Annotated in this window: 19 protein-coding genes, 4 tRNA genes and 1 pseudogene; 13 read left to right on the top strand and 11 right to left on the bottom strand. The window is 29.3% G+C overall.

Annotated features, from left to right (window positions below; genetic code table 11):
• Window positions 1-592: 592 nt before the first annotated feature.
• Window positions 593-1,183 (bottom strand): annotated as a pseudogene (locus CARM_RS08645) (cache domain-containing protein); the annotation flags it as partial.
• Window positions 1,184-1,474: 291 nt separating this feature from the next.
• Here CARM_RS08645 and CARM_RS08200 point away from each other — a divergent pair.
• The 4 genes from CARM_RS08200 (at window position 1,475) to CARM_RS08185 (ending at window position 1,857) form a co-directional block, all read left to right on the top strand.
• A tRNA-Gly gene (locus CARM_RS08200) sits at window positions 1,475-1,549 on the top strand.
• 9 nt (window positions 1,550-1,558) lie between these two features.
• Window positions 1,559-1,647 (top strand) — tRNA-Leu (locus CARM_RS08195).
• Window positions 1,648-1,663: 16 nt separating this feature from the next.
• Window positions 1,664-1,737: transfer RNA gene (locus CARM_RS08190), tRNA-Cys, on the top strand.
• A 32-nt stretch (window positions 1,738-1,769) separates the two neighbouring features.
• Window positions 1,770-1,857, top strand: a tRNA-Ser gene (locus tag CARM_RS08185).
• 76 nt (window positions 1,858-1,933) lie between these two features.
• On the opposite strand, the gene ilvD is transcribed toward CARM_RS08185, so the two are convergent.
• The gene (ilvD, locus tag CARM_RS08180) at window positions 1,934-3,610 is read right to left on the bottom strand and encodes a dihydroxy-acid dehydratase (RefSeq protein ID WP_139427306.1); all 1,677 of its coding nucleotides are present in this window, start codon (window positions 3,608-3,610) and stop codon (window positions 1,934-1,936) included.
• Between the two features lie 135 nt (window positions 3,611-3,745).
• Here ilvD and CARM_RS08175 point away from each other — a divergent pair, with 135 nt between their 5' ends.
• On the top strand, window positions 3,746-5,098 hold the full coding sequence (locus CARM_RS08175; RefSeq protein WP_139427308.1) for a Na+/H+ antiporter NhaC family protein: 1,353 nt from the start codon (window positions 3,746-3,748) through the stop codon (window positions 5,096-5,098).
• Window positions 5,099-5,120: 22 nt separating this feature from the next.
• Here CARM_RS08175 and CARM_RS08170 read toward each other — a convergent pair whose 3' ends face one another.
• Genes CARM_RS08170 through CARM_RS08160 form a run of 3 tightly spaced genes read right to left on the bottom strand, consistent with a single transcriptional unit; the run spans window position 5,121 to window position 7,058 of the window.
• Window positions 5,121-5,519, bottom strand: coding sequence for a hypothetical protein (locus CARM_RS08170; RefSeq protein ID WP_139427311.1), 399 nt, complete (start codon window positions 5,517-5,519; stop codon window positions 5,121-5,123).
• 2 nt (window positions 5,520-5,521) lie between these two features.
• Window positions 5,522-6,496: a phospholipase A gene (locus CARM_RS08165; protein WP_139427313.1), complete on the bottom strand. Its 975-nt coding sequence runs from the start codon at window positions 6,494-6,496 to the stop codon at window positions 5,522-5,524.
• Window positions 6,471-7,058: an NTP transferase domain-containing protein gene (locus CARM_RS08160; protein WP_161593870.1), complete on the bottom strand. Its 588-nt coding sequence runs from the start codon at window positions 7,056-7,058 to the stop codon at window positions 6,471-6,473. Before CARM_RS08160 ends, CARM_RS08165 begins: the two co-directional genes overlap by 26 nt.
• Before the next feature lie 42 nt (window positions 7,059-7,100).
• Here CARM_RS08160 and CARM_RS08155 point away from each other — a divergent pair, with 42 nt between their 5' ends.
• The 8 genes from CARM_RS08155 to CARM_RS08120 all read left to right on the top strand — a co-directional run bounded on the left by CARM_RS08155 (window position 7,101) and on the right by CARM_RS08120 (window position 17,317).
• Window positions 7,101-8,405 carry an NFACT RNA binding domain-containing protein gene (locus CARM_RS08155; protein ID WP_139427318.1) on the top strand — a complete coding sequence of 435 codons (1,305 nt, stop codon included), beginning with the start codon at window positions 7,101-7,103 and terminating at the stop codon, window positions 8,403-8,405.
• Between the two features lie 2 nt (window positions 8,406-8,407).
• A complete protein-coding gene (locus CARM_RS08150) occupies window positions 8,408-8,731 on the top strand; it encodes a hypothetical protein (RefSeq protein WP_139427320.1) in 324 nt (107 codons plus the stop codon).
• A gap of 10 nt (window positions 8,732-8,741) precedes the next feature.
• Window positions 8,742-9,470 carry a phosphatidate cytidylyltransferase gene (locus CARM_RS08145; RefSeq protein ID WP_139427322.1) on the top strand — a complete coding sequence of 243 codons (729 nt, stop codon included), beginning with the start codon at window positions 8,742-8,744 and terminating at the stop codon, window positions 9,468-9,470.
• Window positions 9,467-10,546: a 1-deoxy-D-xylulose-5-phosphate reductoisomerase gene (dxr, locus tag CARM_RS08140; protein ID WP_139427324.1), complete on the top strand. Its 1,080-nt coding sequence runs from the start codon at window positions 9,467-9,469 to the stop codon at window positions 10,544-10,546. Before CARM_RS08145 ends, dxr begins: the two co-directional genes overlap by 4 nt.
• Window positions 10,543-11,931, top strand: coding sequence for a M99 family carboxypeptidase catalytic domain-containing protein (locus CARM_RS08135; protein WP_139427326.1), 1,389 nt, complete (start codon window positions 10,543-10,545; stop codon window positions 11,929-11,931). The genes dxr and CARM_RS08135 overlap by 4 nt, the downstream gene beginning before the upstream one ends.
• Window positions 11,928-12,935 carry a tRNA (adenosine(37)-N6)-threonylcarbamoyltransferase complex transferase subunit TsaD gene (tsaD, locus tag CARM_RS08130; protein ID WP_139427329.1) on the top strand — a complete coding sequence of 336 codons (1,008 nt, stop codon included), beginning with the start codon at window positions 11,928-11,930 and terminating at the stop codon, window positions 12,933-12,935. Before CARM_RS08135 ends, tsaD begins: the two co-directional genes overlap by 4 nt.
• Window positions 12,932-13,501 carry a type II secretion system protein gene (locus CARM_RS08125; RefSeq protein WP_139427331.1) on the top strand — a complete coding sequence of 190 codons (570 nt, stop codon included), beginning with the start codon at window positions 12,932-12,934 and terminating at the stop codon, window positions 13,499-13,501. The genes tsaD and CARM_RS08125 overlap by 4 nt, the downstream gene beginning before the upstream one ends.
• Window positions 13,502-13,681: 180 nt before the next feature.
• A complete protein-coding gene (locus CARM_RS08120) occupies window positions 13,682-17,317 on the top strand; it encodes an autotransporter outer membrane beta-barrel domain-containing protein (RefSeq protein ID WP_176301023.1) in 3,636 nt (1,211 codons plus the stop codon).
• A gap of 220 nt (window positions 17,318-17,537) precedes the next feature.
• Here CARM_RS08120 and prfA read toward each other — a convergent pair whose 3' ends face one another.
• From prfA to rsmA, 6 genes are all read right to left on the bottom strand, one after another.
• Window positions 17,538-18,605: a peptide chain release factor 1 gene (gene prfA, locus CARM_RS08115; protein ID WP_139427076.1), complete on the bottom strand. Its 1,068-nt coding sequence runs from the start codon at window positions 18,603-18,605 to the stop codon at window positions 17,538-17,540.
• Window positions 18,606-18,609: 4 nt separating this feature from the next.
• A complete protein-coding gene (rpsT, locus tag CARM_RS08110; protein ID WP_139427074.1) occupies window positions 18,610-18,873 on the bottom strand; it encodes a 30S ribosomal protein S20 in 264 nt (87 codons plus the stop codon).
• Window positions 18,874-18,960: 87 nt separating this feature from the next.
• Window positions 18,961-19,722: a pseudouridine synthase gene (locus tag CARM_RS08105; protein WP_139427072.1), complete on the bottom strand. Its 762-nt coding sequence runs from the start codon at window positions 19,720-19,722 to the stop codon at window positions 18,961-18,963.
• A gap of 18 nt (window positions 19,723-19,740) precedes the next feature.
• The gene (locus CARM_RS08100; RefSeq protein WP_176301022.1) at window positions 19,741-21,060 is read right to left on the bottom strand and encodes a hypothetical protein; all 1,320 of its coding nucleotides are present in this window, start codon (window positions 21,058-21,060) and stop codon (window positions 19,741-19,743) included.
• Window positions 21,061-21,111: 51 nt separating this feature from the next.
• Complete coding sequence (locus CARM_RS08095) at window positions 21,112-23,070, bottom strand: ribonuclease J (protein WP_139427066.1); 1,959 nt, start codon at window positions 23,068-23,070, stop codon at window positions 21,112-21,114.
• Window positions 23,036-23,857: a 16S rRNA (adenine(1518)-N(6)/adenine(1519)-N(6))-dimethyltransferase RsmA gene (gene rsmA / locus CARM_RS08090; protein WP_139427064.1), complete on the bottom strand. Its 822-nt coding sequence runs from the start codon at window positions 23,855-23,857 to the stop codon at window positions 23,036-23,038. The genes CARM_RS08095 and rsmA overlap by 35 nt, the downstream gene beginning before the upstream one ends.
• Window positions 23,858-23,904 lie beyond the last annotated feature (47 nt).

Below are 23,904 nucleotides of genomic sequence, written 5' to 3'. Positions count from 1 at the left end.
CCTCAGTTGTAAAGTCTAATGCCTTATAGCTATCAAATACTCTATTAATTTCATTCATATTAGAACCAATTTTTGCTTCTAATACATTAAGCATTTCATTTAATACATTTTTTAATTCTATTAATTGAGGATTAGCAGGAATTGCAGTAATTCTTGCTGTTAGATTACCACTTTCTATTTCTTTAGCTGTATCTACTGATTGTTCTACTGCTTTAGCATCTTGTTCTAGTGCATTTTTAGTTTTAGTGATATTTTCATTGATAGCTTTAGCCATAGCACCAAACTCATCATTAGTATTAACATTAATCATAGTAGAGTCTTTTGTTTTATGATTGATGAAATCAAAGAATGAGTTAAGGCCGGTTTGGATGATAGCGATAGGTTTTAAATTTTTAACAATAGCAAATCTTATTAATACCAATGCTATAACTATAGCTATTAATGCTATGATAATTTGTTGGAATAAAACTTTATTAACTGCTTCTGTATATACAGATTCATTGGTAATAGAACATACAATATATTTAGGGTTTAGTGATTGAGTACAAGTTGCTACTTGAGTTTTACCTTGACTATCTTTAGCATAAAATAGAGTTTCTTCTTTATTTGGGTCAATTAAGTCAGGATTAGCTTTAATTGCATTAGATATATTAATACTTAAATCATTTTTAGTAAGCATTCTATCTTTTTCTTCATGAAAAACTATAGTTCCTTCTTTATCATACACAGCAGCATAAGAGCTATTAGAATGACCTAAAGCTAAAACATCTTTAGCGAAAGTATGAAGATTATAATCACCACCTACAACAGCCAAAAGTTTTCCATTGTTAAAAACAGGAGTTGTATAAGATATAGTTATTGAATCATCTTCTATACTTTTATAAGGATCGCTCACTGTTAATTTTTTAAGTTGCTTTGATTCTTGATACCATGGTCTAGTTCTTGCATCAAATCCTGTTTTTTCAGGACTTCTAACAACTTTATTTGACTGATACAAGCTACCATCTTTTTCAAATCCAATATAAACTACATCAAATCCAGCTGAATTTTTTGTAACTTCTAGTAAATCAAACAATTCATCGGTATTTAAATTTGGGTTTTTTGACACAAGTTCAGCAATAGAGCTAATAGCACTTCTTTTAGATAAAGAGTATATATTATATGCTCCATTTACATCAAACATAGTCTTTTTTTGTATTTCTTCTAAGTAGTAAGCAGTGTTTTGTTTAGTTTCATAATAGTTAATTGCATTAACAACTATTAAAATAATAGCTATTAAAAAACAAACTAGCATTGTAAGTTTGCCAGATAAGCTTTTTGATATAAACATTAAAAACTCCTTTGTTTTTTATTTAAAAATTGTGGTGATTTTACCACTAATATGTTTAATAAAAAATTAAACTTTCTCTTTAAAATGTATTTTTAATTAAATATTAAGATTATATTTGTATAATTACACTTCATTAAAAATTTTGCGGGAATAGCTCAGGGGTAGAGCACAACCTTGCCAAGGTTGGGGTCGCGAGTTCGAATCTCGTTTCCCGCTCCATTATCACCCGCCCGGGTGGTGGAATTGGTAGACACAAGGGACTTAAAATCCCTCGGAATTTTTCTTCCGTGCCGGTTCAAGTCCGGCCTCGGGCACCACTTTTTGGTAACTCAAGGCGACATAGCCAAGCGGTAAGGCATGGGCCTGCAAAGCCTTGATCTCCGGTTCGAATCCGGATGTCGCCTCCAATGCGATGTTAATACTTGATATTTTATTCTTTCGGGAGATGGCTGAGTGGTCGAAAGCGGCGGTCTTGAAAACCGTTGAGGGTCACACCTCCAGGGGTTCGAATCCCTTTCTCCCGGCCACTTTAACATAATTTTTCATATTTTTGTTTTCACATTTAAAAAGATATTTCTTAATTTCTTTAAGAAATTAAGAAAATTATTCTATATCTAAAACCCCACCTTTACTAGCATTACTAACAAGCTTTTGATACATTTTAAGCCATCTTGAATTTATTTGTTTATGAGGCATTTTAAAATTTGCTTTGCGTTTGGTGATTTCATCTTGAGTTAAATTTGCATTAATGCTATAAGTATCTACATCAATTTCTATCTCATCACCATCTTCTAAAAGTGCTATAAGTCCACCTTCTGCAGCCTCAGGAGAAATATGGCCTATACTAAGTCCTCTTGTAGCTCCACTAAAGCGTCCATCTGTTATAAGTGCTACTTTAGCACCAAGTCCCATACCAGCTAGCAAAGAAGTTGGGCTAAGCATTTCTTGCATACCAGGTCCACCTTTTGGTCCTTCATAGCGTATCACGCATACATCACCTTCTTTAACCTTACCTTTTATAATGCCTTTAATAGCTTCTTCTTGAGAGTTAAAACAAACTGCCTTGCCTTTAAACTTACGCTCGCCCATGATACCTGCAGTTTTTATTACACAACCTTGCTTTGCTAAATTTCCAAAAAGTATGGCAAGCCCGCCTACATTAGAGTATGCATTGTCTATTTTTCTTATAATATTTTCATCTTTAATGCTAGCATTTTCAATACGTTCTTTTAAAGTTTTTCCGCTAATATCTAGTGTGTCAAGTTCTAAAATATGTCCAGGTTTTTTAGCAATTTCTGCCATTACTGCACTTACTCCACCTGCTTTGTGTATATCTTCCATATATATTGTATTTAAAGATGGTGCGATTTTAGCTATATGGGCTACATTAGCACTGATATGGTTGAGTTCTTTTATATCTAAATTTACACCTGCTTCATAAGCAATAGCAAGCATATGTAAGATAGTATTTGAGCTTCCGCCCATAGCCATATCGACAACTAAAGCATTGTTAATGGATTTTTTAGTGATGATATTGCGAATTTTAAAACGCTCATCTAGGGCAATTTCGCAAATTCTACGCGCAGCCTTTCTTAAAAGCTCTTCTCTTTCTTTGCTAAGTGCTAAAATGGTTCCATTTCCTTCAAGTGCTATACCCATAGCCTCGCATAAAGTATTCATAGAATTTGCAGTAAACATACCCGAGCATGATCCCCCACTAGGACAAGCTTTGCACTCTATATCCTTTAAGTCATCTTCATTGATTTTTTTAGCCTCATATGCCCCCACTGCTTCAAAAACAGAGCTTAGGCTGATTTTTTCCCCATGTTTATTTACTCCTGCTCTCATAGGCCCACCACTTACAAAAATAGTTGGCACATTAACTCTTAAAGCCCCCATGAGCATACCTGGAGTGATTTTGTCGCAGTTTGGGATACAAATTAGTGCATCAAGTTGATGGGCATTCATCATTGTTTCAATGGAATTTGCAATGATTTCACGACTTGGTAAAGAATAAAGCATACCATCATGCCCCATAGCTATACCATCATCTACACCTATAGTGTTAAATTCAAAAGGAATACAACCATTTTTACGAATTTCATCTTTAATGATTTTTGCATATTCATTTAAGAAAAAATGTCCTGGGATGATATCTATATAGCTATTTGCCACACCTATAAAAGGTTTGTTAAAATCCTCATCATTTAAGCCACATGCTCTAAGTAAAGAGCGATTTGGTGCTTTTAAGTGTCCTTTTTTGATCGCATCACTTCTCATTTTGTATCCTTTTTTAAAGTAAAAACTATCATTTTATGCTTTTATTTTGCAATTTTTGCTTAAATTTTTTAAACTTAAATGGTATTTTAAAGAAAATTATTTAAAATGTGAAATTATTTTGATTTAAGGAATGTAATGCTTTTAACTAATCCGGTGTTTATAGGTGTTGTGTTAATGACGCTTTTGTGTTTTTTTAGGTTTAATGTGTTGCTTAGCGTTTTACTCTCAGGACTTTTTGTCGGCGTTTGGTCTAAATTTATGAATGTAAAACATTTAACCTTGGTGGAATTTTTTACACAGCTTCCACAGGCTATGATGGATTCTATGAAAGTTTTAATTGATGGAATGCAAGGAAATTTGCAAACAGCACTAAGTTATATTTTACTTGGAGCAGTAGCTGCTGCAATATCTAGGACTAATTTAACGGCATATTTGATTAAAGTAGTTTCGCATTATATTTCACATAAAAAATATTTACTTATACTCTCTTTAGCACTTATTGCTTGTTTTTCACAAAATTTAATCCCTATCCATGTGGCTTTTGTGCCTTTATTAATTCCGCCTTTGTTAAAACTTTTTAATAAGTTAAAAATAGATCGTAGGGCTATTGCTTGTGCGCTAACCTTTGGGCTTACCACTCCTTATATGGTAGTGCCTTTGGGTTTTGGGCTTATTTTCCAAACTTTGCTTGTGGATAATTTAAATTCAAATGGAGTGCAAATTAGCTTAGGAGAAGTTTCTCAAACTATGGCTTTTGCAGCTATTTGTATGCTAGTTGGTTTGTTTTTGGCTGTGTTTGTATTTTATGCTAAGCCAAGAGAATATCAAGAAGAACAAATTGCTAAAATGGATTTTGAAAATCTAAAAATGAGTAAAAAAGAATGGGGTGTTTTAGCTGGTTTAACTTTAACTTTGATTTTGCAAATTTTAACACATAATTTACCTTTGTCAGGGCTTTTAGGTTTTGTTTTGATGGTGATTTTAGGTGGAGTAGAATACAACAAAGTTAATCTAGTTTTTGATGATGGGCTTAAAATTATGGGATATATTGCTTTTGTGATGCTTGTTGCTTCTGGTTATGGAGAGGTTTTAAAGCAAAGTGGGGGTATAGCTGAGCTTGTAAAAGCAAGTGTGCCTTTTATGGAGCAAAGTCACTTTTTAGCTATTTTTATTATGCTGGCTATAGGTCTTTTAATCACCATAGGCATAGGAAGTTCTTTTGGGACTATTCCTATTATCGCCGCTTTATTTTGTCCTATATGTATAGAGCTTGGTTTTTCACCTGTTGCAATTATTTTTATTATAGGTGTTGCGGGAGCTTTAGGTGATGCAGGATCACCTGCTAGTGAAACTACCTTAGGGGTTAGTGTAGGACTTAGTGCGGATAAACAAGGCGATCATATTAAAGATACTTGTATCCCAACTTTTATATGTTTTAATGGCTCATTGTTGATTTTAGGCAGTGTTATAGCATTTTTATTACTTTGATATTAAAAGTCTTAAAAGGCTTTTAATATTCAAATTCTTCCATATAGCCACAATCAATTGTAAGAATTTTTATCCGAAATGATTTTATAAACTCTATTATAGGCTCAACTCCACCATAAGGAAAAGAAATTGGGTAAAAATACAATTTGGCGATATTTTCTTCTATTTTTTCTATGGAGTGAAAATAATATTCTCCATTTCCTATACAATCAAATATATCATCAAATTCCCAGCAATCTTTGTTTGAGAAATATTCTAATTCTTTTTCGCTATAAAAATTATGTATATTTTTATCCGCGTATAAATCTTCTATTTGTAAATTTTCATCTTTTAAGATTTTGATATAGTTAAACAAATCACACAATCTTTTAAAAGATTTTTCATCACTAATAATAAATTTAATAAAACAAAATTTTTCCATGTTTAATACATTAGTAATATTCCACTTGAGAGCCTACTTGAAGATTTATTATACTCGATAAGACTTTCGCCATAACCATTGAAATATTGAGTATAAATATACAAGCCATTATTGGAAATTTTATAAGCACCGCTTATTTCTATAGCACCGCGATTGGAAGAAAAATTTAAATTATTACGCCATAAAATATTGATGAAATATTTATCTTGGGCATAGGCTAGGTTAATATCAAAATTTCCTAGATATTTTTCTATATCAGGATTATCATCTTCTGAACTTTTTTCAGGTATTCTTAGCCAAACTCTTGGTATAAAAACAAAATCCCCAAAAAACCATGCATTGCTTAGGTAAATTCTGTTCCAAGATCTTGATTTTGGGTCATCTTGTCCATTTGACTCATGTAATAAACCAATACGCACATTTTTTAAATTTTCAAAAATATCATGTCCGCTTATTGGAAAATTAATAAAAAATTCTGGTTGATAATTAGTTTCTCTAAATGGGGAAGAATGTTTATATAGTTGCCACCACGAAACTTGAGTATATCCTATATTATAACTTTCATTTAACCCCAAAAGATTTTCAAAAAGAGTTTTTTTAAGACTAACTTGAAATTTAGTTTCTGTGCTTTTATAATCTCTTTTGCTAAAATTATAAGAAATAGGCATAAAATAGCTAAGATTATGTGTGCTAATACCAAAAGGATTGTAAGATTTTTCTGTGCCAAGATAGTTTGCTAGAGCTTCTTTTCTAGGATTAAAATCTTTCATTTTGTAAGTTGGTTTTGTAGTATTTTGTTCAGTGTTTAAAGAATGTTGCAAAAAGGTGTTGTCTTTTGTATTTTTTAAGACTATATTTTTATAAATTTGCATTGCTTTTTTATATTCACCTTGCTTTTCATATTCTAAAGCTTGGTTGATTAAATCATCATTTGCTAATACACTTAAAACACTAAGAAATAGTATGGTTTTTTTCATTAAGCCACTTTTTATAATCATCAAAATAATTTAAATTTAAAAATTCATTTTCGTTTTCAAATTCTATAAATTCTGCTTTCATTGTAGCACAAAAAAGAGCTAGTTTGTGATTATTTTCTTGTAAAAATTGTAAAGTTTTTTCATAATTTTTACTATGGTAAAAACCACATAAATAGTGCTTATGGTTTTTTGTATTTGCTAAAAGTATATTTTGAGAAGTTAAACAATTAAAAAGTTTATAAATACTTTCTTTGCTTATATTTGGAGTATCTACACTAAGGATAAATATATAAGTATTTTGAAAATGTTTAAATATAGAATTTAAAGCAATAAGTGGAGAGTGGTTGTTTAAATTCTCATCTAAAATAAGTGGTAGTTTTTGACAATGAAAATTATCTTTTTTTGTACTTATAAAAACTTGGGTGAATATTTTTGACATTTTTTCATATTGATAAAAAGTTAAATTTTTATCATCAACTTGTAATAAACTTTTATCTTCTCCCATGCGTGAAGATTTTCCACCACATAAAATCACACAAGGATAAGGAATTTTTTCATCCATAAAAAACCTCATAAATTCATCAAAATATTTTATAATATATTTATGAAATATACAGATTTAATACAAATAAAAGATTATTTTAAACAATTTCAAAGAATAAACTATCTTAAAAGACTTGATGATAATGTTTTAGAGCTTAGTTTAGATCACCATTCTTTTATAGTAGATTTAACGCGTGGTAAAAGTGGAATTTATCAAGACAAAATTCAAGCAAAAACTTACAATGCACCTTTTGATTTTATGCTTAAAAAGTATTTTTCTAATGCAAGAATTTTAAATTTAGAAGTATTAGAAAATAACAGAATTTTATCTTTTGAGGTTTTATCAGAAAAATCTTACAAAGCTTATGGAGCTAAAATTTATTTTGAATTTACAGGTAAAAATACCAATGTAATCATCACAGATACAAATGAGATTGTAATAGAAGCTTTGCGTCATATAGATAAAAGCTATCGCATTGTAAAAATAGGCGAGCAATTGCAAGCTTTAAAAGCTTATGAAATTAAAGAAGATTTTGTAAAAATTGATAATTTTGATATTTATTTTAAAGATATTGCTAAAAAATTGCAACAAAATCGTTTAAAAGAGATCAAAGAAAATAAGCTTTTAAATATTGATAAAAAAATTCTAAATCTTAAAGAAAGTATTGCGAATTTAGAGCAAGAAGATATTATGCTAGAAAAAGCGCAAAATTTAAGCCAAAAAGCGGATATTTTATTTGCAAATTTAAATTCTTTAAAAGATTACCAAAGAGAATTTATTTTACAAGATTTTAATGGTAAAGAGCTTGAATTTAAGCTCGATGATACTCCTAAAAATACTGCTAATGAATTTTATAAAATGGTAAAAAAACTAAAACAAAAGGCTAAAAATATCAACATAGAAAGAGAAATTTTAAATGAAAAACTTGATTTTTTGATTAATTTAAAAGATTTGATTTTTAAAAGTGCTTCATTAAGAGAACTTGAAATTTTGATGCCTAAAAAGGCTAAAAATACAAAAAAAGAAGAACTCAATGCAGGGGTGAGTAGTTTTTATTTTGATGAGTTTAAAATTAGTGTAGGTCGTAACGAAAAAGCCAATGAATACTTGCTAAAAGTAGCAAAAAAAGATGATATATGGCTACATGTGAAAGATTATCCTAGCGCACATGTGATTATTACTTCAAATAAATTAAAAATAAGTCAATTAGTGCTAGAATTTGCTGCAAAACTTTGTGTTGAATTTTCTAAGTTAAGCTCAGGAGCTTATTTGGTCGATTATACAAGTAAGAATTTTGTTAAAATTAGAGAAAAAGCTTTTGTAAATTATACAAATTATAAGACCATAAGCATTTTAAAGGAGTGAATATGCCTATAAGTCCCATAGGTGGCGTAAATTATGCTAACCAAAATGCACCAGTGCATTCAGCACAAATAAGCAATGATCTTGCAAAAGAATCTTTTGCGAATTTAGTTAATATGAGTGAATTTCAAGCAAAAGAAAAAGCTGTTGAAAAACTTGAAAAAGTAAATCAAACTCACGAAGTAAGTGATGAGGTAAAAGAAAGACAAGAAGAAGAGAAAAAACATTCTAAAAAAAATCATCAAGAACAAGCTAATAAAGACGAAGAAGAGCAAACGCAAGAAGAATTTCCTAAGAAGAGTTCTCATTTGCTTGATTTAAGTATATAAAAGGATAGAAATGTTTTCAAAAACAAGAATTCTTAGTGCTATTGTGATGATAGCAGTGATTGTTGTAGTTGCTTTGATAAATAATTTTTTTATTAATCTTGCTATTTTTGCTGCATTATTATTTTTAGCTTTTAATGAAGCAAAAACTATGTTTAAAAGTAAATATGCAAATGCTTTTACTGGGGTATGTATTTTTATCATAGGAGCTTTTTTGGATAAGCCTTTTTTTATAGGTATTATGGCTTTGATTTTGATTTTGGGATATTTAGTTTATAAAAAAAGCGAGAATTTAAATGAACTTATGCCTTATATATATCCAACTTTGCCTATTTTGATGCTTTATCAAGTATTAAGTTATGAAGGTATGTTTGTGTTATTTTGGCTTATAGTGATTGTCGTTGCTTGTGATAGTGGAGCGTATTTTATAGGAAAGTTAATTGGCGAGAGGGCTTTTTCTCCAACAAGTCCAAATAAAACTTTAGAAGGTGTTGTGGGAGGAGTAGTTTGTGCAGGAATTTTAGGAACTATAATAGGCTCTTTTGAATTTAGTGTGGTAAAAAGTATTTATATATCTTTGATTGTAGCTGTTTTTGCTGTGATAGGGGATTTGTTAGAGAGTTATTTTAAAAGACAAGCAGGCATTAAAGATAGTGGTAATTTAATCCCAGGGCATGGTGGAGTTTTAGATAGAATTGATGCTGTTATCATTGCAGCATTTGCAATGGCAACTTTGGTATGATTGTTCTTGGAAGCACAGGAAGTATAGGGGTTAATACTCTTTTTATTGCTAAAGAAAAAAATATAGCCATAGAGGCTTTATCTTGTGGTAAAAATATCAAGCTTTTAAATGAGCAAATAGCTCTTTTTAAGCCTAAATTTGTATGTATTCAAGATGAAAAAGATAAAATTTTGATTAATCATAATAAGGTATTTTGCGGTCAAGATGGCTTAAAGACGATGATAGCTGAGTGTAAAAGCTCTTTGGTGATAAATGCTATAGTAGGTTTTGCAGGATTAAATTCAAGTTTAAAAGCACAAAAGCTTGGTAAAACTTTAGCTTTAGCTAATAAAGAAAGTTTAGTAGTAGCAGGGAAATTTTTTGATACTTCTAAAATAAAAGCTATAGATAGCGAACACGCAGCACTAAAATGTTTAATAGATAAAAGAAAAGATATAAAAAAGCTTTTTATTACAGCAAGCGGTGGAGCCTTTTATAAATATAAAATCAAAGATTTAAAAAATGCTAGTATAAAAGAAGCTCTTAAGCATCCTAACTGGAGTATGGGAGCTAAGATTACTATTGATAGTGCAAGTATGTGTAATAAACTTTTTGAAATCATTGAAGCTTATCATCTTTATGGTATCAAACAAATAGATGCTTTGATAGAAAGAAAATCTTTAGTGCATGCTTTGTGTGAATTTAAAGATGGAGGCATAAGTGCATATTTTTCTCATGCAAATATGCGTTTATCTATAGCTCAAGCAATTTTAAACACACATAATCAAAGTTTTATCAAAAATTTGGATTTGCTAGCTATGCCAAATTTAAAATTTGAAAAAATTAGTTTAAAAAAATATCCTATATTTTCACTTAAAGATAAACTTTTAAAAGAGCCTGATTTGGGTGTGATTATTAATAGTGCAAATGAATATATGGTGTATCAATTTTTAGCTCAAAAAGCACAATTTTTAGATATAGCAAAAGGAATATTTAAAGCACTAGATCATTTTGGAGTGCCAAAGATTAACCAAATTGAAGATGTATTTGAGTATGATAAGCAAGTAAGGCTTTATTTAAATAAGGAAATGAAGTGAGATTTTTTTTAAGTATTTTGATTGTTATAAATGTGGTTTTTTCTTTAGAATTTAGTGTTAAAGAAAATGGAAAAAGCTTAGATGATAACAACACGGTTTTGATTCTTGGAGGAATTCAAGGTGATGAGCCAGGTGGGTTTCATGCTGCTAGTTTGCTTTTGAGTGATTATAATATTACTAAAGGTAAAATCATCGTTGCACCAAATTTAGCTTTTGAAAGCATTATTGCTAGAAATAGAGGGAATTTTGGAGATTTAAACAGAAAGTTTGCTCATATAGATGAAAATGATCCAGATTTTCACACTATAGAGCGTATAAAAAAGCTGATTTTAGATCCTGAAGTGAATATGGTCATAAATTTACACGATGGGAGTGGCTTTTATAGACCACAATATGAAAGCAAAGATAAAAATCCAAACCGCTGGGGTAATACTAGCATAATTGATCAAAGTGAGGTAAATTCTACTAAATACGCAGATTTAGAAAATATAGCCAAAGAAGCAGTGGAAAACATCAATAAAGCTTTGATAAAAGAAGAACACCAATACCATTTAAAAAATACCAAAACTCAAGAAAACAATGATAAGGATATGTTGAAGGCTTTAACATATTTTGTAGTGTCAAATCATAAGGCAGCCTTTGCAAATGAAGCAAGTAAAAACTTACCAACACATTTAAGAGTGTATTATCATCTTTTAGCAGTGGAGTATTATCTAAAAAAAGCAAATATAGAATTTAAAAGAACTTTTGATCTAACTCCAAATGGTGTTTATAAGGCCATTGAAAAACCTTTAGAGGTAAGACTTTTTAATGATAAAATTTTGCTTTATCTTGATAAACCAGCCGGTGCTATAAATTTTTTACCTTTTCCTGTTAATCAAACCTTAAATTATCAAGCAAGTAATGAAATCACAGCAGTAGTTTCAAATGCAAATTCATATTCTATTAACTACGGAAATCGTTTGCAAACTAGACTATATCCTGAATACTTTGAATTTTCAAATGCTTTGGATAATATCGAGATGATAGTAGATGATAAAAACATACAAACTAATTTTGCTCAAAAAATCATGGTAAAAAATAATTTTAAAATTCCTTCTATTGCTGGTATAAGAGTGAATGTTATAGGATTTGACAGAGGTGTTGATGAAAGTGATATTTTAATTAGTAAAAATCAAATGCAAAGTCGTTATTCTTTAGATAAAAAAAGGAAAATTTATAGAGTGGAGTTTTATGAGTTAAAAAATGCAAATTTATCTGATCAAATTTTAGAAAAAAATTCTAAATTTAAGGAAATTAAAAAAGTAAATATACCCACAAAAGATATAGAAAAAGCAGAAAAAAAAGATAAATTTATCGGTATGATTTTAGTGGAATTTCAATGAAAAATTTAATCCTTGCTATAGAAAGTTCTTGTGATGATAGCTCTATTGCTATCATTGAGAAAAATACTTTTGAATGTATCTTTCATACAAAAATTTCACAAGAAAATGCACATAGTCCTTATGGTGGAGTAGTGCCTGAACTTGCAGCAAGATTACATAGTGAGGCTTTGCCAAAAATTTTAGAAAAATGCCAAAAATATTTTGATAAACTTTGTGCTATAGCAGTTACTAGCGAACCTGGTCTTAGTGTGAGTTTAATAGGCGGAGTAGCTATGGCTAAAATGCTAGCTATTAGTTTAAATTTACCACTCATTGCAATCAATCATTTAAAAGGACATATTTATTCTATGTTTTTAGATAAAAAAGCAAATTTTGATATGGGTGTGTTGCTTGTAAGTGGCGGACATACTATGGTGCTTTTTATTGATAAGCAAGGACAAATCAATGAACTTGCAAGAACAAACGATGATAGTTTTGGAGAAAGTTTTGATAAAGTAGCTAAAATGATGAATTTAGGTTATCCTGGTGGAGCTATCATAGAGAATTTGGCTAAAAATATAAAGGAAAGTGATTTAGAATTTAGCATACCTTTATTTCATTCTAAAGAATTAGCTTATAGCTTTTCAGGGCTTAAAAACCAAGTACGCTTAGAAATTTTAAAACAAGAACTCACAAATGAACGAAAAAGTGAAATTGCCTTTGCTTTTCAAAAAACAGCTATTGCTCATATTGTAAATAAACTTGAGAAAATTTTTAAAGAATACAAGTTCAAACGCTTTGGTATAGTAGGTGGTGCGAGTGCAAATTTAAGCTTAAGAAGCCAAATAGAGTATTTATGTCAAAGCTATCAATGTGAGCTTTTGCTGGCCCCACTTGAGTATTGTTCTGATAATGCTTTGATGATAGCAAGAGCAGCTTGCGAGGCTTATGAGCGTAAAGAATTTGTAAGTATTGAAGAAGATCTTATAAATCCTAAGGTTAAAAATTTACAAGGTGGATTATGAAAAAGGCATTTACTATTATAGAGCTTGTATTTGTAGTGATTATACTTGGAGTTTTAGCTGCTATAGCTTTACCTAAATTTAGTTCTAGTAAAGATGAGGCTAGCACAACCCAAGCATTAGGAAATCTTAAAATTTTTATCAGTGATATTAATGCTTATGTTTTAAAAAACGAAAGTCTTTCAAGTATAGCTTTAATGAGTAATGTAACTAATGTTAAAAATGAAGATTTATCCTCTTTGCAAAATGCTACTAAAGAGCTAGATTTTAGTGTAGGTAATGATGAGCAGTGTTTTAAGGTGTTTTTTGTAGATAAAGAAAGTGTTTTGCTTTTGGCTTTTGCGCCTAATTCTTCATATAAAAATAAAATTGAAAATATTGCAAATTTAAAAAATCAACTTTTAAAGGAACCAAATAATCAAAGCACAAAAACTCAGCTTGATGAGCTTATAAGGTCTTTGGGCGAAAGCGAGATTAGAAGCTCATCAAAATCAAAGTCTTGTCAAAATTTAATTCACTCTAAATATTTTAAAGATTTGATTAGTAGAGTTTATTTTTTAAATGGATAAATTTTGAAACATTTGTAGCTTTTAAATTACCAAAAACATAAACCAAACCTAAACCAATACCCCCCCCCATATTGACTATATAGTCTTTCACTATACAAAAGATATATTTAATACTTATTTAATAAATGATATTATAATTTCGATTTTATTTTAAATTCATTTATTAATTAAGGAGTTTATATGTCTTATTTCACGGGGGGGGGTATTGATTTTCAATCAAACCAAACTTCATCTTTAACTAATTCTTTTAATTCGTTTGTTTTAAACAAACATATTACACATAATAATCTTTCTTTTACTAAAAAAACTTTTTTATCTTTAGCAACTATATCTTTTTTAGCTACCTGTGCTAATGCTAGTATTACAACTATTAATGATAAAGTTTCTAATGGTAGTATAACTATTGCTAATGCTAGAAGCAATATATCAAGAGATATTAGTGGTGGTGGTTGTTCTAATAGAGAATGTACTATCACAGATTCTAAAAGTGGTGGAGTAACTATAAGTGGTAATAATGGTGGAACTTTAACCATTACAGATAAGGGAAATATAACTAATAATAATAAATATGGTAGTGGAGTTTTAATTAATGGCAGTGCTACTAATGTAAATATTAATAATAGTGGAACTATTGATTCTACAAATACAAATAATCAAAGTGGTAATGGTATTAGTGTAGAAGGAAATAACAATAATAATATTACTATAACTAATAGTGGAAGTATCAATAGTGGTACTTTTAATGGAATTGAAATTAAAGGTAGTAATAATACTATAAACAATCTTACCAATAGTGGAATTATAACTGGTAAAGGTAATGGTATAAGTGTTAATGGTAGCAACAATGTAATTAAAACTTTGGATAATAGTGGGTTTATTAGTGGAATTAGAACTCAAAATCAAGGTTCGATAGAAACTATAGATAATGAGGGAACCATAGGAGGAGTTACAGTTCAAAATCAAGGCTCGATAAAAACTATAGATAATAAGGGAACTATAGGGAGTGTATTTGTTGATAAGAATAGTGTAATTCAAAATTTAATGAATCATGGAACTATTAATAAGGATGTACTTGTAATTGGGAATATTACAAGTATTATTAATGATGAAAATAGTGTGATTAATGGTGGTATCAAAACAGGACCTTGGAATGGATCTATTAATACTATTATAAACAAAGGTGCTATTGATGGTAACGATAGAGGAATTTATATTGCTAGTAGTACAAAACTTATAGAAAATTCTGGAGTGATTTCTGGAAATAATGCGGGTATAGGTACTGGTAATGGTGCAAATATCCAAACAATATCAAATTCTGGAACTATTACAGGTAAAAAAGGAGATGGATTAAGCATTTTTTCTTATGGAGGAGGTGTTAAGACAGTCAATAATAATGGTTTAATACAAGGCAATAACAATGGTATTATAGTATATGGTGAATGGGGACGAACAGGAACAATAGATACTATAAATAATGATGGTAGAATTATAGGTAAAAATAATGGTATAAATATACAAGAATTTTCTGGTAATAATAATTTAAACACTAATATAGGTACTATAATAAGCAAAGGTACTATTTTAGGTCAAAGTGGTGCGGGTATTCGTGTAGGTAATGGTAATCAACATGTTAAAAACTATATCCAATTAGATGGTCCTAATGCTCTCATAGCAGGTGGTAAAGCAGGCATACATAATAAAGGAACCATAGGTGTAAATAATAATGGAACTTCTGTAAATAATGGTAATGTTATTGACTTAAAAAATGGCGCAACCATAGCTAGCCTAAAACAAGAAAAAGATGCCCTAAAATATGATGAAAGTGGCACAGCTATACTTAATGAAGGAACTATCAAAGGTAATATCTCTTTAGATAAATCTTTCATTTATGGAAGTGTTTATAATAAAAACACTATAGGTGGTAATATATCTTTAAATAATAAATCTTATATTAGCTCTATAAACAATGAAAAAAATATTCAAGGCTCTATAGACTTAAAAGAACAATCTCACATTAATAGTATTTTAAATAATGGAACTATAGAAAAAGGAATAAGTCTTGATAAAAGTACTATAGGCACTATAGTAAATACAGGCATTATAGGTAATGAAGCTAGTCCTTTAGCTACTCAAGATATTACTTATGGTATTAATAATAGTGGCACTATAGAAAAACTTATCAATTCTTCAGGAGATATTAACAATCCTAATACTGATAAAGATATTCATATATATGGTGGTATTAATAATAGTGGTTATATAGATATATTTAATACAGGTAATATTCATGGTGGTATTACCAATAGTGGAACTTTAATCCTTAGTAATGGACACATTCATTCTGGAAATGGTTCTACTCAAGCTTCTTGGCATGGAGGCTTTATAGGTAAAAATAACAATGGCTACCATATAGAAAACAATGACAATGGTAAAGTTAGTATAGATGGTTGGTATTTTAATGATTTAGAATACAAAGGAACTACTCAAGAAGATATAGCAAATAGATTAGAAAATGCCATTATAGTAGGTGGAAATAATATAGGTGGTATTAGTGCAGATAAAATCTATGTAAATACAAGCAATTTAAAATTAAATACAATCTATGAAGGCAATACTTTCTTTATTGATGAAAATGGTAAAGTAATAGGTGATAAAATAAACAATAATGCAGGTGTAAATGCTAATAACATACATAGCTTATCAGGAATTTATGACTTTTTAGGTTTAGGTGAAGGTCGATATATAGCTAATGTTAATGTATCAGAATTAAGTGGTAAAACTCTAGCTAAATCTATGGTATATTCAGCTAGATTAAGAAATATAAATATTTCTAATATATTAAGAGATACTACAGCTAAAAACTTCCAAACAGAATTTTCTCAAGTATTAGATATGGAATTATCTAAAAAAGGTGAAGCTTATGGTAATGATGCTGATTTATTAGCTGAATTAGAAGATATATTTATACCAAATAAAAATCCAAATGCAAAAAACCATTCTTTCTTAATTCCTTATTATAATCATTCATCTATTAAGATAGGAAATAGTGTAGGACAATTAAGTGCTAATACTACAGGTTTAATAGGTGGTTCTTTAAGAGAATTACCAAATGATTATGGTACTATAGGTTTTTATTTAGGTTATGAAGATGCTTCTAAAGAACAAGCCACTCAAAGATTAAAATTTGATGATAAAACTTATTATGGTGGTTTAACTTATTATGGAGTATTAGCAAGAGATGGTATAGATCAATACTATATTAGTGCTAGTACAAGATTTGATTATACTACAACAGATATAGAAAAAACTTATAAAAATATACCTGCTACTATAGAAAGTGATACTCAAACTTATGGTTATGGGATAGATGTAAAAGTAGGTGCTAATTATTATAATACCTTAGAAATAGCTAGAATAACTCCTGAAATTGGTTTGAGTTATTATGGTATGAGTAATAAAAACTTTAGCTTAAAACATATAGATGGTCTAAGAGAGCATTATTTAGCAGAACAATTTAACTTTATAGATGCAAGTGCTGCTTTAAAATGGTATAAACCTTGGAGTGATAAATTAAGATCAAATGTAACTATAGGTGCTATAGTAAATCTTTATGAAGATGCTAAAGGTAATTTAAGATTAGGTGCTAATCATTTTACTACAGAAGTACAAACTTCTAAGTATTATGGCTTTGGTCAATTAGGACTTTCTTATAATATAGCTAATAATGCTGATTTATCACTAAATTATGCAGGAGCATTTACATTTGATAATACTACCTCTCATACTATGTTTTTAAAACTAGGTTTATGGTGGTAATATACACACTAGCTATTTAGCTAGTGTGATTTTATTTGCCTAGAGTTTGCTTAAAACAAATTATAAGTAACAAAACAATCATTCTTTATAATAAATAGAGAATGATTAAGCTACAATAGCCTAAAAGCTTTTTGTGAAAAACATAAACTCCTTATTAAGCAAACTCGTTAAGTTAAGCAAGCTCTAGGGAGGTAAAATATTTATTTGGTATTTGTGAGGATTATAAATTTTCTTGTTTTAAAGCTTCTGCTTGATGGTAAGCAATTAAAGGCTCTATAATTTCATCAAACAATCCATCTTCTAAAATCGCATCAAGTCTATATAAAGTAAGATTAATTCTATGATCGCTAATTCTATTTTGAGGGAAATTATAAGTGCGTATGCGCTCACTTCTATCACCACTTCCAACTTGTGATTTTCTTGTCTCGCTTTCTTTGGCTAGGCGTTCTTGTTCTTGCATTTCAAAAAGCCTTGCTTTTAAGACTTTCATCGCGCTTTCTTTGTTTTTGTGCTGGCTTTTGCCATCTTGATTAACTACGACTATGCCAGTTGGAATATGAGTGATTCTTACAGCACTATCTGTGGTATTTACGCTTTGTCCACCATGTCCGCTACTACGCATTACATCAATTTTCAAATCATTTGGATTGATTTGAATTTCTACATCATCAACTTCGGGCATAATAGCAACCGTAATAGCTGAAGTATGAACTCTACCTTGAGATTCTGTTTCAGGTACTCTTTGAACTCTATGTGTTCCACCTTCATATTTTAATCTAGAATAAGCTCCATTTCCTTTTATGAGAATAATAATTTCTTTAAATCCACCTACACTACCTTCACTTGAGCTCACGATTTCGTATTTATAGTCACGATTTTCAGCATAGCGTATATAAGCTTTTACTAAATCGCCAACAAATAATGAAGCTTCATCTCCACCTGTTCCTGCACGAATTTCTAAGAATATGTTTTTATCATCATTTGGATCTTTTGGCAGTAAAAGAATTTTTAATTCTTCTTCAAGTTGTGGCTTAAGAATTTCTAAATTTTTTAATTCTTCTTTTGCTAATTCGCCTAATTCTATATCAGGTAGAAGAAGTTTATTTTCTTCTATATCATCTAAAGTCTTAAGGTATTCTTGCGCTTTTGTTACTATAGGTTCTAAGTTTTTTTGCTCTTTAGATAGAGCTGTCATTTTAGAGATATCATTAGAAATATTAATATCGCTTAGAAGAGTATTTAACTCATCAAAGCGTTCTAAAAAAGGTTTGAGTTTATCAGCTAACATTAAATTATGCTAATTTATTTACCAATAATGCTAATCTGCTTACACGGCGTGATGCAGTTTGTTTTTTCAAAAATCCACGACTTACCATAGCGTGAATACTTTTATTAGCTATTTTTAGTGCATTTTGTGCAGTTTCTTTGTCATTGTTTGCTGCTGCTTCACGAACTGCTTTTGTAATGTTTTTCAATCTTGTTCTATAAAATCTATTTCTTTCAGTTCTTTTGATAGTTTGTCTTGCTCTTTTTTCAGCAGATTTATGGTTTGCCATAATTTTCCTTTTTTATATAAATTAAATTGTTAATTATACAAAATTAAAATTAAATTTTAATTAATTTAAGTCTTTTTAAAGTATTAATTAATATTTAATATCGTTTGTTTTTAAAAAATCACGCAATTTTTCATATTCTCCATTTTCTAAGTAGCGGTATTTTCCTGCTTTTAACATACCAAGATCCAAAGCTCCAAAAGCTACGCGTTTAAGGTCCATCACTTCTAAGTCAAAATGCCCAAAAAAGCGTCTTAACTCTCTGTTTTTACCTTCATTGATGATAACTTTTAATTTGGTGTATCCACCACTTGAACCAAAAATTTCAAAATCAATAAAAGGAGCAAAACTCATAGAAGTGATTTTTGTTTTAGCATGAGCTCCTTTTTTTTCGTTTTGAATTTCTAAACCATTTTGCATTGCTTCGATAACATTTTTATCAACACTTCCTTTTACTTTTAAATAATACTCCCTTTCTAAATCACTATGCATTAATGCATCTGCAATCACAGGAGAATCAGTTAATAAAAGCAAACCTTCACTAGCAAAATCAAGCCTACCTACACTTAGCCAAGTTTTAAATTGTTTAGGTAAAGTATCATAAATGGTTTTTCTACCTCTATCATCTTTTTTAGTGACAATCTCGCCTTTTTGTTTATGGTAAATAATAACACTAAATTGCGTCTTTTTATGTAAAATTTTGCCCTTTATAAAGACTTTATCATCGAATTTAACTTCATCGCTTAAAAGGGCTATTTTATTATTTATTTTAACCAATCCTTGTTTGATAAGCTCATCGGCTTCACGACGGGAGTATTTGCTATTGTGTGAGATGAATTTGTTGATTCTCATTGTTTTGCCTTGGTTTATTTAGAATTTAATCCATAATTGTAGCATTTTTATTATTTGCATTTGCTTTTTATAAGAAATTAAAAACATGAAAAGCATCAAAGAAATAATACAATTGAAATATATTCCATTAGAAAAAATATTGATTATGGTATTGATATTTTTTATATTATTTTGAGAAAAATAATATGGTAAATATATTAATGTATTTACCATAATGCTTATTAAAAATGTAAATTTAAAAAGTCCTAATGCATAAAAAATACACTTTATACTATAACTTAAATGAAAAATAATATAAGCAAGATAAAGAGATTTTATAATGTTGGAAATTTGGTTATTTAAATTTAATCCTACTAAATTTGCTATGATATCGATATAAAAATAGCTTGTGATAAATAAAAATACAAAAATGTTATTTGTCAAAAATACAAAAATCAATTTATTTTTAAAAGAAATTTTATCTTTTCCTGCAATAATTTTTTGAATAATATTGCCAAAACTTAAAATCAAAGCAAGCATAATTCCCCAAAAATAAGCCATAGCTGTAAAGTATTCACTATTTTTGTGTATTAGATTTAAACCTGTTAAAATTACAACTATATAAGATGTGTTATCTAAGAGTTGTTCTATAGCTGGATACATATGTTCTTTTGAAAAGAATTGCTTTTTAATATACATACAGTAGATTTTGTAATTTTTTATTAAAGACTTATATATAAAAATTTTTGTTTGTACGCAATAATATATACTACTTACTATTAATACTAAATTAGAAAAAATAGAGCTTGTATTTACAGAATACACGCCAAAAGTTCTGCATTTTAACAAAATAAAATCTATTAAAAAAGCAATAATAAATTTAAGAAAACAAATAAAAATTAACATCTTTATATTTTCTTTAATCAAAAATAAAGTAATAAAAAATAACACAAGAAATTCTAAGCAACCATTAAGCCATTGAAAATATAGAAATAAATAATGTGAATTTATATCATAATTAACAATTTTTGCAATTACCCAAATACCCCCCCCCCAGCCTATGCAGACAAATAATAAGCTAAAAAATGAAACAAAATAAAATGTTTTTAGTGCATTTTCGTTTTTTTGTTCCAAAAGATAAAATAAAGGTGCAATTAAAAAAGCTTGTAATATTTCTAATGTAGCTTGAAGCCAAGTTATCTGAGAAAGAATATCTAGCTGGTTTATATTACTTTGTATGAAATGAATTCTAATCAATTCATTAATTTTTGGTAAAAAATATATAAGTATAAAAATTAAAAAATAAAATACATTGTTTCTTAATAAAATTAAAAAATCATTTTTTAAATTTTTTATCATTTTTAATCCTTTAAGAATCTTTCAAAGCTTTTTTAAAAAGCTTTGAAATTTCTACATCACAAAAATAGTTGGTACTATAGTCGGATATTTTTTGATTTTTCTAAAAATATGCTTTCTTAACACCTGTCTAATTTGGGCTTCTAAAACTTTTGGATTATCTAAAATTTCATCCTTTACATTTGGAAAAAATTGACTTAAAACATCACTCATTTCTTTTGAGAATGCCCCATCTTGTTTATCAGCCACCAAGCCATAACTAAATACTCGTGGTTTGTTAATAAGCGTTTTGCTTGCTTTATCAAGCTGAGCGATGATGACAACTATACCGCTATCTGCTAATTTTTGCCTATCAATCACCACATCATCTGCGATTTGTTTGTTGATTTGATTATCTACAAAAACCTTTCCTGTTTTAACTGTTTTTACGCGTTTGATGTATTTTTGACAAAGTTCTATTTGATCTCCATCACTCATTAAGTAGATATTTCTTTCAGGTATGCCACATTTTAGTGCAGTTTCTTTGTGTTTGTTGATATGATTGTACTCTCCATGTACCGGTAAGAAAAATTTAGGTTTTACTAAAGTTAGCATTAATTTTTGTTCTTCTATGCTAGCATGTCCGCTTACATGAATTTCGCTAAATTCTTGATAGGCTACTTTAGCCCCTGCTTTTAAAAGAAAATCAAGCACAGCAGAAACATTTGCTTCATTTCCTGGTATGGCTTTAGCTGAGATGATGACTTGATCGCTAGGCTTGATTTTTATAAATTTATGTTCATCAGTTGCCATTCTATATAAAGCACTCATAGTCTCGCCTTGACTTCCTGTGGTAACAATTAGTACTTCATTGTCTTTATATTTGCTTACTTCATCTGCATCAATGAAAATTTTTCTATCAAGTTTTATATAACCAAGTTCCATAGTAGTATAAAGGTTTCTTTCCATAGAACGCCCTATAACACACACTTTTCTACCATATTTTAAACCATAGCTAATAGCTTGATATACACGGTGGATATTAGAGCTAAAGGTACTCATAATCACCCTGCCTTTAGTTTTTGCAAAAATTTGATCAAAAGTAGGTCCTACTGAACTTTCACTTTTTGTGTAACCTTCTTTATATGAGTTTGTGCTATCGCTTAAAAGACAAAGCACCCCTTCTTCGCCATAATATGCTAAGCGATTTAAATCCGTTGGATAGCCATCAATTGGTGTTTGATCTATTTTAAAATCTCCTGTGTGAATGATGGTTCCTGCTTTAGTTTTGATAGCTAAAGCGCACGCATCGATGATAGAGTGAGTGATATGAATCCACTCTAAATCAAAATCCCCTATTTCATAGACTTGTCTTTTTGTTACCGGTCTAAACCATTTGCGTTCAGCCTTTAACCCATGTTCTTCAAATTTATTTGAAATCATACCTAATGCTAAAGGTGTTGCATAGATAGGAAATTGAAATTCTTTGAAAAAATATGGCACAGCACCAATGTGATCTTCATGTGCATGTGTGATAATGATAGCACGAATTTTGTTTTTAATCTTTCTTACATAGTCAAAATCAGGTATGATAATATCTACCCCATGCATGGTTCCATCTGGAAAACTCATACCTATATCAACAATAATTGCATCGTTGTTGGTTTCAAATATAGTAATATTTCCACCTATTTCTCCAAGCCCACCTAAAGGTGTAATACGAATTTTATGCTCGCTTGAGTTGTTGTGTTTTAAAGGGTGAAGCCTTAGCTCGTGCATGATTTTATTGGCTTCTATACTTTTAGAAAGTTCTACTTGCCATTCTTCATTACCACTTAGTTTAGAAGGCAAATTTCTATTTTTTTTCTTTTTCTTTTTTTCTTCGCTAGCTTCAGCCTGAGTATTTTCTAATTTTGCTTCGTTTGTAATTTTACTATTTTGCTCTTGATTTTGCAAATTTTTTTTTCTTTTATTTCTAAATTTATTAAATCTTTTAGGTTTATTTTGCTCTTGAGTTTTGTTTTCTTCGCTCATAATCATCCTTTAAATAATCATAAATTTTAAGGTATAAATCAACGCTAATTTCATGAGCTCTTGAGGTGATAGGAATGTTTAGTGCTTCAAATGCTTTTAAAATTTTTTCTTTTTTGTTTTTAAAATTTGATAAGAGTTGTTTTCTAGGGTTTTGAAAACAAGCTCTAAGAAAATCTTTAAAAGCTTCTATGTTTTCACATTTTTGCCGATAATGAGTGGTTTTGATTAGTTTCATTACAGCTGAAGTAACTTTTGGTGGAGGGTTAAAACTTTCTGGATTTATATCAAAAAGCATTTGTCTTTGGCATATTAATGCACAAAGTACTCCTAAAGCCGAAAAATTACTTTCTTTTTCATTTGCACAAAATTTTTGTGCGACTTCTTTTTGCACCATTACTATAAGCCCAAGACAATTTTTATCGTCTAGGGCTTTTAAAATCAAATTTGTAGCAATATAATATGGTAAATTTGCTACTAAAAAGTACTCTTTCTCACTTAAACTTCCTTGATCAAAAGCATCACTTGCATTTTGATGAATAAGCTCAAAATTTCCACCTTCAATCTCATTTTGAAATTTTTTATTTAAAATAGGAATCAAATCTTTATCAATCTCATAAGCTCTAATATAAGCTTGTGGGATTTTCAAAAGTTCTTGCGTTAAATCACCTAAGCCAGGCCCAATCTCAACGATATTTTTAGTATCTTTGGGTATGGCTTGGATGATTTTATCTACCACGCTTTTATCACATAAAAAATTTTGTCCAAAATGTTTTTTTGCTTTTATCATAAATTTATTTTATCTAAAAAATATTAATTATATCATTATTTTAAGCG

The organism is Campylobacter armoricus (genome assembly GCF_013372105.1).
GTDB classification, from domain to species: Bacteria; Campylobacterota; Campylobacteria; order Campylobacterales; family Campylobacteraceae; genus Campylobacter_D; species Campylobacter_D armoricus.
Note: the sequence above shows the minus strand (reverse complement) of the source record. Positions and strands in the feature narration are given on the sequence as shown.